12 protein-coding genes are annotated in these 15497 nt (G+C 60.2%); 2 read left to right on the plus strand and 10 right to left on the minus strand.

The genetic code is table 11. From position 1 onward, the window contains the following. Positions 1 to 3 precede the first annotated feature (3 nt). Positions 4 to 612: a cytochrome-c oxidase, cbb3-type subunit II gene (gene ccoO, locus HBO11_RS01055; RefSeq protein WP_029300055.1), complete on the minus strand. Its 609-nt coding sequence runs from the start codon at positions 610 to 612 to the stop codon at positions 4 to 6. A gap of 10 nt (positions 613 to 622) precedes the next feature. Next, positions 623 to 2047, minus strand: coding sequence for a cytochrome-c oxidase, cbb3-type subunit I (gene ccoN / locus HBO11_RS01060; protein WP_169954201.1), 1425 nt, complete (start codon positions 2045 to 2047; stop codon positions 623 to 625). A 79-nt stretch (positions 2048 to 2126) separates the two neighbouring features. On the opposite strand from ccoN, the gene HBO11_RS01065 reads away from it, so the two are divergent. Continuing rightward, positions 2127 to 2819 carry an alpha/beta family hydrolase gene (locus HBO11_RS01065; protein ID WP_262380930.1) on the plus strand — a complete coding sequence of 231 codons (693 nt, stop codon included), beginning with the start codon at positions 2127 to 2129 and terminating at the stop codon, positions 2817 to 2819. Positions 2820 to 2904: 85 nt separating this feature from the next. Here the strand turns inward: HBO11_RS01065 and HBO11_RS01070 are convergent, their stop codons facing one another. From HBO11_RS01070 to HBO11_RS01105, 8 genes are all read right to left on the minus strand, one after another. Beyond that, a complete protein-coding gene (locus tag HBO11_RS01070; RefSeq protein ID WP_038442232.1) occupies positions 2905 to 4470 on the minus strand; it encodes a PAS domain-containing methyl-accepting chemotaxis protein in 1566 nt (521 codons plus the stop codon). Between the two features lie 84 nt (positions 4471 to 4554). Beyond that, positions 4555 to 5727 (minus strand): glycosyltransferase family 4 protein, encoded by a 1173-nt coding sequence (locus HBO11_RS01075; RefSeq protein WP_169954200.1) that lies wholly within the window; start codon positions 5725 to 5727, stop codon positions 4555 to 4557. Continuing rightward, positions 5724 to 6932, minus strand: coding sequence for a glycosyltransferase family 4 protein (locus HBO11_RS01080; protein ID WP_346266864.1), 1209 nt, complete (start codon positions 6930 to 6932; stop codon positions 5724 to 5726). The genes HBO11_RS01075 and HBO11_RS01080 overlap by 4 nt, the downstream gene beginning before the upstream one ends. Positions 6933 to 6963: 31 nt before the next feature. Further along, complete coding sequence (locus HBO11_RS01085) at positions 6964 to 7776, minus strand: hypothetical protein (RefSeq protein ID WP_169954199.1); 813 nt, start codon at positions 7774 to 7776, stop codon at positions 6964 to 6966. Continuing rightward, complete coding sequence (locus tag HBO11_RS01090; protein WP_169954198.1) at positions 7700 to 11380, minus strand: glycosyltransferase; 3681 nt, start codon at positions 11378 to 11380, stop codon at positions 7700 to 7702. Before HBO11_RS01090 ends, HBO11_RS01085 begins: the two co-directional genes overlap by 77 nt. A gap of 12 nt (positions 11381 to 11392) precedes the next feature. Further along, complete coding sequence (gene wecC / locus HBO11_RS01095) at positions 11393 to 12655, minus strand: UDP-N-acetyl-D-mannosamine dehydrogenase (protein ID WP_169954197.1); 1263 nt, start codon at positions 12653 to 12655, stop codon at positions 11393 to 11395. Then, a complete protein-coding gene (gene wecB / locus HBO11_RS01100) occupies positions 12652 to 13791 on the minus strand; it encodes a UDP-N-acetylglucosamine 2-epimerase (non-hydrolyzing) (protein WP_169954196.1) in 1140 nt (379 codons plus the stop codon). Before wecB ends, wecC begins: the two co-directional genes overlap by 4 nt. Before the next feature lie 219 nt (positions 13792 to 14010). Continuing rightward, the gene (locus HBO11_RS01105; RefSeq protein WP_169954195.1) at positions 14011 to 14805 is read right to left on the minus strand and encodes a CPBP family intramembrane glutamic endopeptidase; all 795 of its coding nucleotides are present in this window, start codon (positions 14803 to 14805) and stop codon (positions 14011 to 14013) included. 258 nt (positions 14806 to 15063) lie between these two features. Between HBO11_RS01105 and HBO11_RS01110 the strand changes: the two genes are divergently transcribed. Next, positions 15064 to 15471 (plus strand): ester cyclase, encoded by a 408-nt coding sequence (locus HBO11_RS01110; protein WP_169954194.1) that lies wholly within the window; start codon positions 15064 to 15066, stop codon positions 15469 to 15471. The last annotated feature ends 26 nt before the right edge of the window (positions 15472 to 15497 follow it).

The following is a 15497-nucleotide window of genomic DNA, read 5'->3' on the forward strand; positions in this document are numbered from 1 at the left end:
GGTTCACCTCTTGCTCTTGATTGCAGTGCCGAGCACTTGCAGGTAGGAGACCAGGGCGTCCATTTCGGTCTTGCCCTTGAGGCTGTCCACGGCCGCGGTGATGTCTGCGTCGGTGTACGGCACGCCGAGGGTGCGCATGACCTTGAGCTTGGTTTCTGTGTGGCTGCTGTCGACCTGGGCGGTGACCAGCCAAGGGTAGGCCGGCATCTTCGACTCAGGCACAACGTTGCGCGGGTTGTACAAGTGCGCGCGGTGCCAGTCGTCGGAGTAGCGCGCGCCAACACGGGCCAGGTCCGGACCGGTACGCTTGGAACCCCACAGGAACGGGTGATCCCACACGCTTTCGCCGGCGACCGAGTAGTGGCCGTAGCGTTCGGTCTCGGCGCGGAACGGCCGGATCATCTGCGAGTGACACTGTACGCAGCCTTCGCGGATGTAGATGTCACGGCCTTCCAGTTGCAGCGCGGTGTAGGGCTTCATGCCTTCGACCGGCTTGTTGGTGACGTCCTGGAAGAACAGCGGGACGATCTGCGTCAGGCCGCCGATACTCACGGCAAGCACCATCAGCAGCATCAATAGGCCGACGTTCTTTTCAATCGTTTCGTGTTTCATCATCGACTCCTCAGGCCATCTGCGCCGCAGCGGCCACTTCGGCAGGTTGTGCCGAACGCACGGTGCGCCAAGTGTTGTAAGCCATCAGGAACATGCCGCTGAGGAAGATCGCTCCGCCCACCAACCGCACGATGAAGCCTGGGTGGCTGGCCACCAGGGTTTCGACGAAGGAGTAGGTCAGGGTGCCGTCTTCGTTGACCGCACGCCACATCAGGCCTTGGGCAATGCCGTTGACCCACATCGAAGCGATGTAGAGCACGGTGCCGATGGTCGCCAGCCAGAAGTGCGCGTTGATCAGGCCGAGGCTGTACATCTGCTCGCGACCGAAGATTTTCGGGATCATGTGGTACAGCGCGCCGATGGAGATCATCGCTACCCAACCGAGGGCGCCGGCGTGTACGTGGCCGATGGTCCAGTCGGTGTAGTGGGACAGGGCGTTGACCGTCTTGATGGCCATCATCGGCCCTTCGAAGGTCGACATGCCGTAGAACGCCAGCGATACAACGAGGAAGCGCAGGATCGGGTCGCTGCGCAGCTTATGCCAGGCGCCCGAGAGGGTCATCATGCCGTTGATCATGCCGCCCCAGCTTGGCGCCAGCAGAACCAGTGACATCACCATGCCCAGGGACTGTGCCCAGTCCGGCAGCGCGGTGTAGTGCAGGTGGTGAGGACCGGCCCAGATGTACAGGGTGATCAGTGCCCAGAAGTGCACGATGGACAAGCGATAGGAGTAAACCGGACGCTCGGCCTGCTTGGGCACGAAGTAGTACATCATCCCCAAAAAGCCCGCAGTGAGGAAGAAACCTACGGCGTTGTGGCCATACCACCACTGCACCATGGCATCCGTCGCACCGCCGTACAGCGAGTAGGACTTGGTCAGGCTGACCGGGATTTCCAGGTTGTTGACGATATGCAGGATCGCCACGGTGATGATGAACGCACCGAAGAACCAGTTACCGACATAGATGTGCTTGGTGTTGCGCTTGGCCACGGTGCCGAAGAACACGATGGCGTAGGCGACCCAGACGATGGTGATCAGGATGTCGATCGGCCATTCCAGCTCGGCGTATTCCTTGGAACTGGTGTAGCCCAGTGGCAAGCTGATTGCTGCCAGCAGGATCACCAACTGCCAGCCCCAGAAGCAGAACGCGGCGACTTTCGGCGCGAACAGCTGGGTCTGGCAGGTGCGTTGCACCGCGTAGAAGGAGCTGGCAAACAGCGCGCAGCCACCAAACGCGAAAATCACCGCGTTGGTGTGCAGTGGGCGCAATCGACCGAAACTGGTCCAAGGCAGGTTGAAGTTGAGTTCGGGCCATACCAACTGGGCGGCGAGAAAAACCCCGAGCCCCATGCCGACGATGCCCCACACCACCGTCATAATGGCGAATTGGCGGACCACCTTGTAGTTATAGGCGGTACTTAAAGTAGTGTTCATGGTTCCCCATCCACGGTTCAACCCAAGCAGATGCGGCACTTGGGCTGGAGTTATAGGCAGACTAAAAAGCGAGGCAAGCATGGGCAAAGAGCACAAGGCCAGTATTGACGGGGATCAATGGGCGCAGTGTGTGCGTGAACACGGGTGGTTATGGAATGCGGCCACGAGCGTTGACGCGGGCCAATCACCAACGCTGATCCTGGCTCACGGTGCCGGCGCGCCGATGGACTCGGGCTTTATGGACGACATGGCTGTACGCCTTGCCGGGCATGGCGTGAACGTGTTGCGCTTCGAGTTTCCCTACATGGCCCAGCGCCGTGTGGATGGCGGCAAACGCCCGCCGAACCCGGCGCCAAAACTGCTGGAATGCTGGCGCGAGGTATATGCCCAGGTGCGACGTCATGTCGCTGGGCCTTTGGCGATTGGCGGCAAGTCCATGGGCGGGCGGATGGCCAGTTTATTGGCCGATGAATTGGCGGCAGATGCACTGGTGTGCCTGGGGTATCCGTTCTATGCGGTGGGTAAGCCAGAGAAGCCACGGGTCGAGCATCTGGCAGGGCTAAAGACCCCGACCTTGATTGTGCAGGGCGAACGCGATGCGCTGGGCAATCGGGCGGCGGTGGAGGGGTATGTATTGTCGCCGAGCATCGAGGTGATGTGGCTGGTGGCGGGGGATCACGATTTGAAGCCGTTGAAGGCTTCGGGGTTTACCCATGAGCAGCATCTGGAAGCTGCGGCGGGGAAGGTGGCTGGTTTTCTCGGCACCCGTTAGGGCCTCATCGCAGGCAAGCCAGCTCCCACATTTTGAATGTATTCACAGATCAAAATGTGGGAGCTGGCTTGCCTGCGATAGCAATTTAGCGGTTAAACCGCTCCACCAGCGAATACTGCGTATTGGCCGTATGGGTCAGCTCTTCACTCAACTGCGCCGAATTCAACGCCTGCTCCGAAGTCTGGTCCGCCAGCAGCGCAATGGTGCTGATATTGCGGCTGATCTCTTCGGCGACCGAGCTTTGCTCCTCGGTCGCGGCGGCGATCTGGGTGGTCATGTCGGTAATGTGCGCCACCGCCTCGCTGATCCCCACCAGCGCCGCGTCCGCTTCCATCACTCGCGCCACGCCTTCTTCGGCCTGGCGATGCCCGGCATCCATGGTCTGCACGGCGGTGCTGGCGGTCTGTTGCAACTTGGCGATCAGGGCATGGATCTGCCCGGTGGATTCGCTGGTACGTTGCGCCAGTTGCCGCACTTCATCGGCCACCACCGCAAACCCGCGGCCCATTTCACCGGCGCGCGCCGCTTCGATGGCGGCGTTCAGGGCCAGCAGGTTGGTCTGGTCGGCAATGCCCTTGATCACATCCACCACGCCGCCGATCTCGTCGCTGTCCTTGGCCAGTTGGGTCACGGTCACGCCGGTTTCCCCAACCACCACTGACAGGCGCTGGATGGCTTCGCGGGTTTCGCCCGCGATATCACGCCCGCGCCCAGTCAGGCGATTGGCCTCCTGGGTGGCGTCAGCCGTACGTTGTACATGGCTGGCGACTTCCTGGGTGGTGGCGGCCATCTGGTTGACGGCGGTGGCTACCTGCTCGGTCTCCACGCGCTGGCGTTCCAGGCCGGTCGAGCTGTTGTGGGCCAGGGTGTTGGACTGACGCGCCTGGTCGTTGAGGTGTTCGGCGGTGTCCTGCAAGCGGGTCAGGCAGGTCTTCAGGCGGGCTTCCTGGCTGAGGATCGACATCTCCAGGCGTGCTTGCGCGCCACGGCTGTCGGTGTACATCTGCGCGATGAGCGGGTCGGAGGTGGTCTGTTCGGCCAGGCGCAACAGGCGCTTGAGACCGCGCTGCTGCCAGCTCAGGCCGAGCAGGCCCAGCGGCACCGACAGTGCGGCGGCCAGGGCAAAACCCCAGTGGGAGTTGAACCAGATGCCGATCAGGAAGCTCAACTGGCTGACCAGGATAAACGGCAGCCAGTCCTGCAACACCGGCAGCCATTTATCACTGCGCGGGATGGCCGACTTGCCCTGGTTGATCCGCTGGTACAGCGCTTCGGCACGGCGGATCTGCTCGGCGGTCGGCTTGACCCGTACCGACTCGTAGCCGATCACCTGTTCGCCGTCGAACACCGGGGTCACATAGGCGTTGACCCAGTAGTGATCGCCGGTCTTGCAGCGGTTCTTGACGATGCCCATCCATGGCAAGCCTTGTTTGAGCGTCGCCCACATATGCGCGAACACCGCGGCCGGCACATCCGGGTGGCGAACCAGGTTGTGCGGGGCGCGCATCAGTTCATCCCGGGAAAACCCACTGATTTCGACGAACGCGTCGTTGCAGTAAGTGATCACGCCTTTGGCATCGGTCGTGGAGATCAACCGTTGTTGAGCGGGGAAGGTACGTTCGCGCTGGGTAACGGGTTGGTTATTACGCATGATTGATCAATCCGCAAGGCTTTGACAGGTTGTCGGCCCCGGCGGGCTTTTATTTAACTTATTTTTGCAATAATCGGCGGGCGCTTATCGGGTGCTCAGAATGTCGATCGCCATGTGTTGCTGGATGGTCGTGCGCGCGTAATCGCGAATGAATGCCGAACGGTCGGTGGGTTCGAGCCTGAGTCGAGCCAGGGCGGCGATGGCGGACTCCAGGTCTGCGGGGGCAAACACTGCGGTGTTGGCGATATGGGTGGTGGCGAAGTGTTTTGAGTAACCATCCAGGCCCGCCAGGATCGGCTTGCCGGTGGCGGCGTACTCGAACAGTTTTGAGGGTATGACTTTGAGGAATGCCTTGAACGTATTCAGGTGCAAAAACAGCACATCGGCCTGGCGATAGTGATTGATGAGCTGGGCGCGGGGCATGGGGGCAATCAGCTCGACATTGGTGATGTGCAGGCGTTGCAGCTTATCGCGCAACTTGTGCAGTGTGCCGCCATGGCCAATCACATAAAAGCTGGCACGGTCGGCCAACCGTTGCGCCAGTTGCGGGATGATTTTCTCCAGGCCCTGGCCGGCGCCGATGTTGCCGGCATACACGATTTTCAATCGGCCGGCAGGTGCGCAGGGTATGCCTTGGGGGAACGCTGACTGGAAAAACAGATCGTCAATGCCATTGGTAAAGGTGGCAAACCTCTTGTGCGGATAGCGTGCGACGAAGTAACCGAGAAACCCCGGTGACACCAGGTTGATCCGCGAGGCCTGGTTGATCGTCAGTCGCTCGACCACGGCAAACAGCCGGGCGAGGATGTTGCCACGCAGGCCAGGGAAAAGCTCGGGCAGCACATCGACGAAAATATCGCGGATATCCAGGTAGAGCGGGGTCTTGCGAGCCCGGGCAATAGAGGCCGCCAGCGCGGCGGTCATCAGCCGCGAGGAGGAGGCAAGGATCAAGTCGTACTCCTTGCCTTTTATCGCCTTGCGTACGCCATGGGCATAGGCCGCAAACCCCCTTGCCTGATCGCGGAAGTTGTTGGGGGCCCTGGGCAGGGCTATGCGCGTAATACAAAGCCCCGGTCGTTGTGGGCCATCGCTGCCTGCCACGTAAGAGGCGGCATAGCGGTTGGGACAAGTGGTGAGCAAGTCGATCTGCGCCTCGCCGCCAGGGTGTGCGAGCAGGGCCTCGACCATCGCTTCGACCCGAAATGCTGCCAGGTCAGGTGGGTAGTAGTAGCTCAACAACAGGATACGCATCGTCATGGATGCACCTGGCCCATGCCCGTCAACCGGTAGTACAGCGTCACGAGCTCTGGCTCCTGCTGTTCCCAGTTCAGGTACCTGGCGGCAATTCGTGTGTTGCCGGCATACCTGCGGCGTAGCACCGGGTCATCCAGCAAATGCCTGAGAGCCGCGCGCAATTGCAGGTCGTCACCGGCCGGCACCAGCAACCCGATGTCATGGGCTTTGACAATCCGGCGAATCTCCGGGAAGTCCGTGGCTATTACCGGCAGCCCGGCGATCACGTACTCGAACAGCTTGTTGGAGTCGGTGGTGAAGTGGTTCAGGCAGGTGTGTTCGATGGGTTGCACGCCAATATCGGCTGATGCGGTGTAGCTGGGCAGATCCGCCAGGGGCACCACGGGGATAAAATGCACGCGCTCGGCCAGGCCCAGTTCATCGCGCAATGCCAGCAGCGGCCCGCACAGATTTCCGCCCCCAATCAACACGAAATAGGCATCCGGTACGCTTGCCGCTACCCGCAGCAGGCGCTCCAGCCCGCGTCCCTGCTGCAATCCGCCCTGATAGACGATGATCGGCCAGGGCTGTACCAGCCCCAGTTCATGGCGGATCCGTTGTGTTGGCGGGCTGCTGCTCAACCGTGGCCGATTCTGCAGCACCAGCGGGCGGGCGATGGCGTAGGCGCGGGCAAAGAACTTCGCCCGCGTCTCGGTGGTGGTGATGTTGCCGTCAGTCCTGGGCATCAGCGTGCGCTCGACCCGCGCCACCCACTGGCGATAGCGCCCGTAACCTTCGCGGCTGGTGCTGATTTCGTGGGCGTCATACACCAGCTTGGCCCCGCTGAGCCGGGCGGCGAGCCAGGCGCTGGGCAGGGTATTGACGTCATGGGCGTGGATCACCGTTGCGCGATGCCAGGCGATACGGGTCACCAGGCCGATATGTGTCCATACCCGCGCAAGTACGCGCAGCACTGACATTGGCTTGCCAGTCGCCGACGCGCCCCTCGATTGTTGCGCCTTGGCGCTGCGCCACCGCCATAACGGACGCCGCGCGACTCGTATCACCTGAGTGCCATCCGCGAGGGTTTCTTTTTGGCAGGTTATACCTGGGGTATGCAGGGCAAAAACCGTGACTTGATAGCCCGCCGACTGAAGTGTCTGGGCCTGTTTCAACACGCGGGCGTCGTTACGAAATTCGTTCCATACGAGCATGGCAATACGATTCACGGGAACCCACTCCTGTTCGGCACGTTGGCAATCAATAGGCGAAGAACAGCGCATTGATTTTCTGTTGATGGTTTTTCAGGTAGATAGCGTCCTCAATCATCGACTTGAGCCGGGCAAGGCTTTGCCGGACCAGAATCAATGAAATGAGCGCGATAGAGATGGGGGCAGGTGTCATGTACAGAAAGTCCATGACCATGAAGGCAAATGTCCCCAGGAACCCCAGGGACGAAAGTGCATTGAGCAACGCATGATGGTGGCGCTGCACAATTGAACGTATGCGGTGTTTGCGATTGTATAAAACGATGATCAGTGTCGTGACCCCCGCAATATAGGCCAGGGCAATGGTCAGCAGCGCCGGGTAGATGTAAAGCAATAGGCTCAGGGCAATGGTCACAAAACTGGCCGCAGACAAGCCCCGGGTGAACCTGGAGAACGCCAGTACTGCCAGAGGTCGCTGGTTACCCAGACTGTTGGACTTCTGGTTGTGGTTCATTAGTTGGTAGGCGCCCGTTCTCGAATAACGTGACGCGATAACTTCCGACAGCAAATAGAGGCCATAAAACACAGCGGTCAATAAACTGAGGCCAATAATCAGCCAGGGTTTGCTGAACGACTTGAATGCCTGCGGCAAATATTCGGGAATTGACTCGGAGCCCAGCAGGATGAGGATTTTCAGCGGTAACAGGAACGTTACGATCAATAGGCCTTGCGCGCAAAAATGTGCGGTATGGGCGGTGAAAGTTGCGGTCGGAGTGACTCGTATGAATTTACGAGCCAATGACATGCACCAGCCGAGTGTCGATAGCAGGATTATCTGGAGTGTCGACTCTTTCTCGATGGTCATTTGTGTCTCGTATGAGGTTGAGTTCAGCTTTTGAAATCTGCAGCGTGTCGCTTTGCATGACCACGCGTTGTCTGGCGCTCAGGGATTTTTCCTGGAAAGTGCAGGGGTGCAGGAACAGGGTTTCAATGGCTTCGCTCAGCTCGATGAAACTTTCCGGGGCCGCTAGAAAACCACTGTTGTCATCGACAAACTCCGGTATTGCCCCGACTCGATTGGTGATCGGTACCAGGCCCGAGGCCATTGCTTCATCACGAGAGACACCTTGGGTATCCATGCGGCTGGGGCACAGGAATACCCCATAGTGTTTGTGCAGTTCGGCGATTTCGGACTGTTTCAAGTAGCCCCTTTCAATCTGTACGTTGGGGTATTGGCGCAGGGGCGCCAATGTCTCCTCGAATAACGGCCCATCCCCGATCAGGCGAAACTGCAGTTCACTGAACCAGGGCTTTTGCGCCAGCAACTGGATGGCCTTGACGCTCAGGTCATTGGCATAGGTGCGCGATGCATAAGGGCGGATCGAGAGGATTTTCTTACGCTGTTCCGGCGGTTTTTCTTGATAGGAAAACAACTGGGTGTTGATCGGGTTGTGAATGATCCGGTACTGGCCTTTTGGCAGGCGAAAGCCCAGGTCTTCCATGACCTCTTCGGCAAAGTGATGCGATACGAACACCAACTGCAAATTGGCCGGCATGGGGTTGAGCAGCTTGCGCCAGAAGCCCATGCGCCGCTCGCTTTCGAGCTTGCCCAGCTGCCGTTGCGCATCGCTGCCGTAGTTGTGCGCCCGACGCCACCATGGCTGGATTTCGGAACCGTGCACCCAGACGATGGTGGGGATGGCGTGCAGGCGCAGGACTTCCCACATCTGCGGGTCCAGAAAATGCACCAGCACCGATTGATAACACCTTGACCCAAGCATGTTGGCCAGGGCTGCCTGGGAGCCAGTGATGACATCGACGTTTTCAAACTCTTGATAGCTGACCGGCTCATTTGCGCGCAGGCGAAACACATCCACCGGCAAGCCTTGTGCTTGATAGGCGCTTACACGGGTGTGCAAAAAGCCGTTGCGGTACAGATCGTCATAGGCCGGGTAGTGGTTGGTCAGCAGTAGGTGCCCGGCCTTGGCGAGCAGGGTGGATGGCTGGATATCACGATGGCCGAGGACCAGTTCCTTGATCGTGGAACTGCCGCTTGCGTAAGCACGGATTCCCAGGCGCACGTAGGCGGTTTCGGGAGGGACCCCGCAGCTCTGGTTGCGATTGGCCGTTTGCAGCAGATGGCTGATGCGTTGTTTCTGTGCATCCAGGAACAGGACGACCAACTGAATGTTCAGGCCTGGGGTGGCGTCGAGGAACAGTTGCAGAGGCGCGTCGGTTGCCAGTTGGGCCACGGGCAGTTCCTGCCTGGCGTAATGGTACTCGTGCCTACCGTCCGCCAGGGATGAGGAGATATGCCAGGTATCGGCATCGACCTTGGTTTGCAGGAACTTGCTGGCGATGGGGGCAAACAGTTTCGCCAGGGCTGCACCACTGATGTACGGCGTACTGGCGCTCGCTTGCAGCGGGGGAATGGTTTCGGCGTGCCGTTGCAGGGTGGCGAGGCTCACACCGCTATCCACCGCAAGATCATCCACCATGGCGCTGACCTGCTGCGGGTGGGTGCCCGCCGCGTTTTTGCAATAGTTGAAGACGTCGCTCGCCAGGGCCTTCGGGTTGCGGTACTCAAGGGAGGGCAGGGCGCGGAGCCAGTCGCCAACCGTTTGGCTGGCCAGCAATGAGGGCTTGATCAGCGCGCAACGGGCGGCGATGGCGCTGGCGCAGCGGTAGTCCTGCCCGGCATTGTGCAGGTGGATGCCATGTTCATCGGCTACGTAGTGCGCCGCCTTGCCGATCACGTTGGCCTGGCTGTAGCGCGTGGCCAGGGCCAGGTCGAGCAGGTAGTGGGGGCCGTAGTAGTCCTGCGCGACCATCGCGCCAACCCAGGCGGCGCCGTTGGCCAGTTCAGCCACGGTAACGGCGTTCAACTGCGTGCGGCTGATCAGGTGTAATCGCGGGTCTGTAGCGGTTGCGCCCGTGTTCACCACGACCTTCATGATGATATTGCTGTAGCGCTGGCGCTGCAGGTGCCGGGTCAGTGCCTGCAGCTCGGCATTGTTGCGCGCATTGGCGATGATGCAAATCGTGGGCAAGGGATCGTCTTGGGGCGTGCCGCTGACTTTGGCCATGACATAGCGCAAGCGATGGGCGTAGGTATGTTCCTGCATCACCTTGCGCAAACCGGCCAGGCGCAGTCTGGCGCTATGTTGCGGGTTATCCGCCAGCGCCTTGAGCCGGTTGAGCATGTGCGCACTGTTGTCGGTGGTAATTACCAGATCACCCAGCAATACGCGCAGGCCACGGGAAAAATTGCTGACAGTCAGGGTGTTGGAGCCCAGCAGCTCGAAGACGCGCCGCGCGAACATGGACTGGGATTGCTTGATCGAGTTGAGGTTGACCCCGTAGCGATAGCCTTTGTAGGCCAGGTCCATGTGTGCAGGGCTCAACGTGCCGACGATGTAGGGTTGATATTCGGCGGGGAACTGATAGTTGGTGTCTTGTTTGCCGAAGTTGCGATCAAAGATCTCCAAGGGGCGCAAGCGTGGCAGTTCGCTGATGAGATTGACCAGGTCACGGGTCCGTTCGGGATAACGGACGTAGTAGGCACCGGCAAAGCAGAACCCGTCCTTGCGTTCATACAGCTCAATCGGGTTGTGCACCACGGGCTGGCACGCAAAGGGCAGCAGGTAGACACGCTCGTGTCCCAATGCGCCTTTATAGCGCTGAATGCAGTCGATATCGGTGGTGAATACAAAGTCCAATTGCTTGGCCGTATTGAGGAAGGTTTCGTAGTGCACGGGGTCTTCCTTGTTCCAGAACACCGTGGGCACGCCGTGCTCCTTGCACCACTGCAAGGTGCCCCGCAGTTCCTCGCAGTTGTGCCCCACTTTGTTGTGCCACAGGTCATCCTTGCCGCGCCAAGCCGACTCGATAAACAGAAGCTCGGGTTGGAACGCTTCAAGTTCTGCCAGGTAGTGGGCCGGGGTCAGTTGCAGCAACTGGCATTCGTGGCGGTAGGCATCGTAGGTAAACGGGTCCATCACGCAGGCCACTCTCAGTGGCTGGGCATTGCCCTGGGCGCCTGGCAACAGGTGGTCGTGGATGTAGTCGGCCTCTGCCAGCGGACGGGGCCGGGGTGTCGCTGTAACCGGTGCCGTGGCTGGCAGCGGCTGTCGTGGGTGCTCAGCGCTTGCTTGCTGGGTGATCGGACGGCTCCTGCGGGCCTGGCGGTACAGCCTGAACAAGGTCGCTGGCAGGCGCAGCAATGCGCCCAGCGAGCGGGTGCCGGCCTTCAATTGATAACCCAATTGATAGGTGAGGCTGGCGCGCGTCTTGATCAGCCGCTGTTCTGCCAGATGGCGCTTGGCATTGGCACTGTGCAGGTTGTCGTTGAGCGTGGCGATCTGCTCACGGGCTTGGCTGAGGGCAGCCTGCAGCTGTTCGCTGGTAGCGCGTTGCTCCTCCAGGTCGTGGCGCACTTGCTTGTGTGCGGCGCGTTCCATCGCATTCATTATCGGTACCTCTCAGGCTGCCAGCACGCCGGCAGCATCAATCACCAGAAGGCCATCGCGCAGGGCGGGCATCGAGACGAACTCGCGGTGCCTGACCAGCAACACATGAATCTGTGCGCGCTCGAGGGCGTCGGCGGTGTCAGTCAGCGAGTGCATGGCCATGTCGGCGGGCAGCGCCTCGATGTTGGGCTCCACCAGCAGCAGCTTGACCCCCAGTTCCTGGCCCAGTTGCCGGGCGATACTCAAGGCCGGGCTTTCACGCAAGTCATCGATATCGGCCTTGAATGCCAGGCCATAGCAGGCAATGCGCACGCTGCCGGCCTGCAGGTCGGTACGCTTGAGCAGCAGGGATGCCAGCGCCAGCTTGACCTGCTGGATCACCCACTGCGGCTTATGCTCATTGACCTCCCGCGCCGTGCGGATCAAACGCGCCAGGTCCGGGCTCTTGCTGACGATGAACCACGGGTCGACGGCAATGCAGTGCCCGCCCACACCCGGCCCTGGCTGGAGGATGTTCACCCGCGGGTGATGGTTGGCCAGGCGAATCAGCTCCCAGGGGTTGATCTTCAACTGTGCGCAGATCATTGAAAGCTCATTGGCAAAGGCGATATTGACGTCGCGAAAGCTGTTTTCCGTGAGCTTGCACATCTCTGCCGTGCGTGCGTCGGTCTCGATGCATTGGCCTTTGACGAATGTCCGGTACAACTGGGTGGCGGCCGCCGAGCACGCCGGCGTCAGGCCGCCGATGATCCGGTCATTGCTCACCAGCTCGCGCAGTACATGGCCCGGCAACACACGCTCCGGGCAGTGGGCAACGCGGATATCACTGGCTTGGCCGTGGGTCGTCGGGAAGGTCAGGTCGGGTCGTGCCCGGGCGAGCCACTGGGCCATGCGCTCGGTGGTGCCCACTGGTGAGGTGGATTCGAGGACGACCAGGTCGTGTTTTTTCAGCACCGGAGCCAGGGCTTCGATAGCGGCCCGGATGTAGCTCAGGTCAGGTTCATGGTTGCCCGTGAACGGCGTGGGAACGGCGATCAGGAACGCCTCGGCAGGCTCCACCGTAGTGGTTGCCCGTAGGTAGCCTTGGGTGATCACCCCGTGGACCAGCAGCTCCAGCTCGGGCTCGACAATATGCACGGCTCCGCGATTGATGATGTCCACGGTGCGCTGGTTGATATCCACGCCGATCACCTGCTTTTTGCGCGAGGCAAAAATGGCCGCGGTGGGCAGGCCAATGTAGCCCAGGCCCATGACGCAAATCTTCTCGACATTCATGCAGCGGCCTCGCTTTTTTGCGGCAGGTCCAGCAACGCAGCCCGGATACGCACGCAAGCATTCCCGTCGCCATAAGGGTTATGGGCGATGCTCATTTGCCGATAGGCGGCCTCGTTCTCCAGCAACTGGTTAAGGTGGTGGGTGATGCAACTGACCTCGGTGCCGACCAGCCTGACGGTGCCTGCCGCCACAGCCTCGGGGCGCTCGGTGGTATCGCGCATCACCAGTACCGGCTTGCCCAGGGCGGGCGCTTCCTCCTGGATGCCGCCCGAGTCGGTGAGAATCAGGTAGGCGCGGGTCATCAGGTACACGAAGGGCAGGTAATCCTGCGGGGCGATCAGGTACACATTGTCGATCCCGGCCAACAGGCGTTTTACCGGCTTCTGCACATTGGGGTTCAGGTGCATCGGGTAAACAAAGGCCACCTCTGGAAAGCACCGGGCGCTGTCTGCCAGGGCCTGGCAGATACGCTCCAGACCCTCGCCAAAGTTTTCCCGGCGATGCCCGGTTACCAGCACCATGCGTTGCCCCTTGGGCAGGAACGAAAACTGTCGATCAAGCCGGGCGCGCATCGGCATCAGCTTCTCTACCACGCTGAGCAGCGCATCAATCACGGTATTGCCCGTGACATGGATCCTGTCCGGGGCCACGCCTTCCTTGAGCAGGTTTTGCCGGGAGGTTTGCGTGGGGGCAAAGTGCAGCGTCGCCAGGCTGCCGGTCAGGCGTCGATTGCCTTCCTCCGGCCAGGGTGAATACAGGTCGTTGGTACGCAGCCCGGCCTCGATGTGGGCAATCGGAATCTGCCGGTAATAGGCCGCCAGGCTGGCAGCGAAGGTGGTAGCGGTGTCGCCATGGACCAGGATCACATCCGGCTTGAAGTCATCCAGCACTGCCTGGAGCCCCTGGATGATGGCCGTGGTCACATCTGTCAGGTTTTGCCCGGCTTTCATGATGTTCAGGTCATAGTCCGGCACCAGTTCAAACAGCTCGAGAACTTGATCCAGCATCTCGCGGTGCTGCGCGGTGACGCAGACCCTCGAGTCGAAATGGGCATCGCTTGCCAGTTGGATCGCCAGCGGTGCCATTTTAATGGCCTCCGGGCGAGTGCCGAAGATGGACAGGGTCTTGAGAGGCATGGGCGTGGGTTCTTATTGGATGCCTGACACACAGGCGTGGGTTGCCTCATCGCAACCCCGGCAATTGAAACGCTGCTGGTTGGGTGAGTACGAAAGCTCCTAGGCATTCTGCCGAACGGGGGGAGGGGCGACCACTGACCGTCCGGCTAGGTTTTATCGAGCGCCGAACACACAAAAGCCGCCCGAAGGCGGCTTTTGTGTTCAGTGCAGAGGGACTGCTCAGCCCGCCAGCATCGGGTAGGTAAACAAGCCGAAATGCAGGAGGTTCAAGCCAAAGTGCGTGGCAATCGCTGCGCCCAGGCCGCCGAAGCGGTAGGCCAGGCCATACCCCGCGCCGGCGATACTGGCCAGCAGCACCCACTGCCAACCCGCGCCCACATGCACCAGGCCAAACAGCAGCGAAGCCAGTAGCAAGGCGAGGTTTTCGCCATAGGGCAGTTGTTTGAAGCGCCGGCTCAGGCCGCCCTGGATGTAGCCGCGAAACAGTGCCTCCTCAACCAGGGTCACCAGCAACAGGTTGTTCAACACCCAGAGCCAGGCCTGGTCCGGCCATTTGGGGGCCCAACTGATGATGCCCAGCAGTACCGCACCGCCAAGGGCGGCGATGGTGGTCAGGGTCAAGGCCAGGGCCGTGGCGTAGATCGACAGGCGCAACGGGCGGCGAGCGACGATCCACGGGCAGGCGAGCAGCAGCCAGAAGCCGATCAGCGGCTTGTCCTGGTTCAGGTACATCGAGAAGGGCACGGCATCGGCCGTGAAGCGCTGTGGGTCGATGCCGCGACCGTTGTAGAAACCGGGCAGCCAGTGCATCGCCAGGCCCAGGGCCAATACGATGAACAGGCCATGGCCGAGGTAGCGGGCCCAGGGGATGTGTTGTTGGCGCACGGCATACCCGGCGCCCCCCAGTAAACCGACCGATACCAGCGCCAGCAACCCCAGTTGTCCATAGGTCAGGGCCAGCGCATAGCCAATCGAAAGAAGCGCCAGGTACAGCCAGGGTAAAGCAGCAAACATGAGAAGTCCTTGTGACGGTCAAGCGGGCGCTCAGCATTAATCGGCGCCCAGGAATCAGCGGCCGATTATACGGAGCGCCATTGATCACTTAAATGAAAAAACCGCCATCTGGACATTGGTTGGATGGCGCGGCGGCAACTAAGCTTTTTTCACGCTTACGAACAGAGGGAGTATCTGCTCAGCAGGAGTTGAAGGTGTATCTGTCAGGCGGAGTATGCAGCGCAAGAGGCGTGTTCCCGACTTTCAGAGGCTTTTACAATGAATGATCATCAACTGATTAAAGAATGGGCCGACGCATGGTCCACTTCCTCCAAACAGCGATTTCTCGCGATCTTTGCAGATGATTGCATTTACGAGGATGTCGCGGCTGAAATGAAAATGAAGGGAAAACCCGAGTTAGGCGGGTTTTTCGACTTGATCAGGCAAGCCTTGCCGGACTTCAAGGTGTTCGAGGAAGTGATCAGCCTGGGAGAGGGCGGCGGCACTATTCAATGGCATATGACAGGCACGCACAAAGGGACGTTGTTTGATCGGGCTGCAACCCATAAAGAGATTTTGGTTCGCGGGGTGTGCGTGATTAAAACCGCCAATAGTAAAATCATCGAGTGCACGGATTACTACAATATGGCCACGTTGTTCAAACAACTGGGATTTAAAGACCAATAAACCTGTGCTGAACAAACAGCACACCC

This window comes from Pseudomonas sp. WS 5010 (genome assembly GCF_012985565.1).
Classification (GTDB): domain Bacteria; phylum Pseudomonadota; class Gammaproteobacteria; order Pseudomonadales; family Pseudomonadaceae; genus Aquipseudomonas.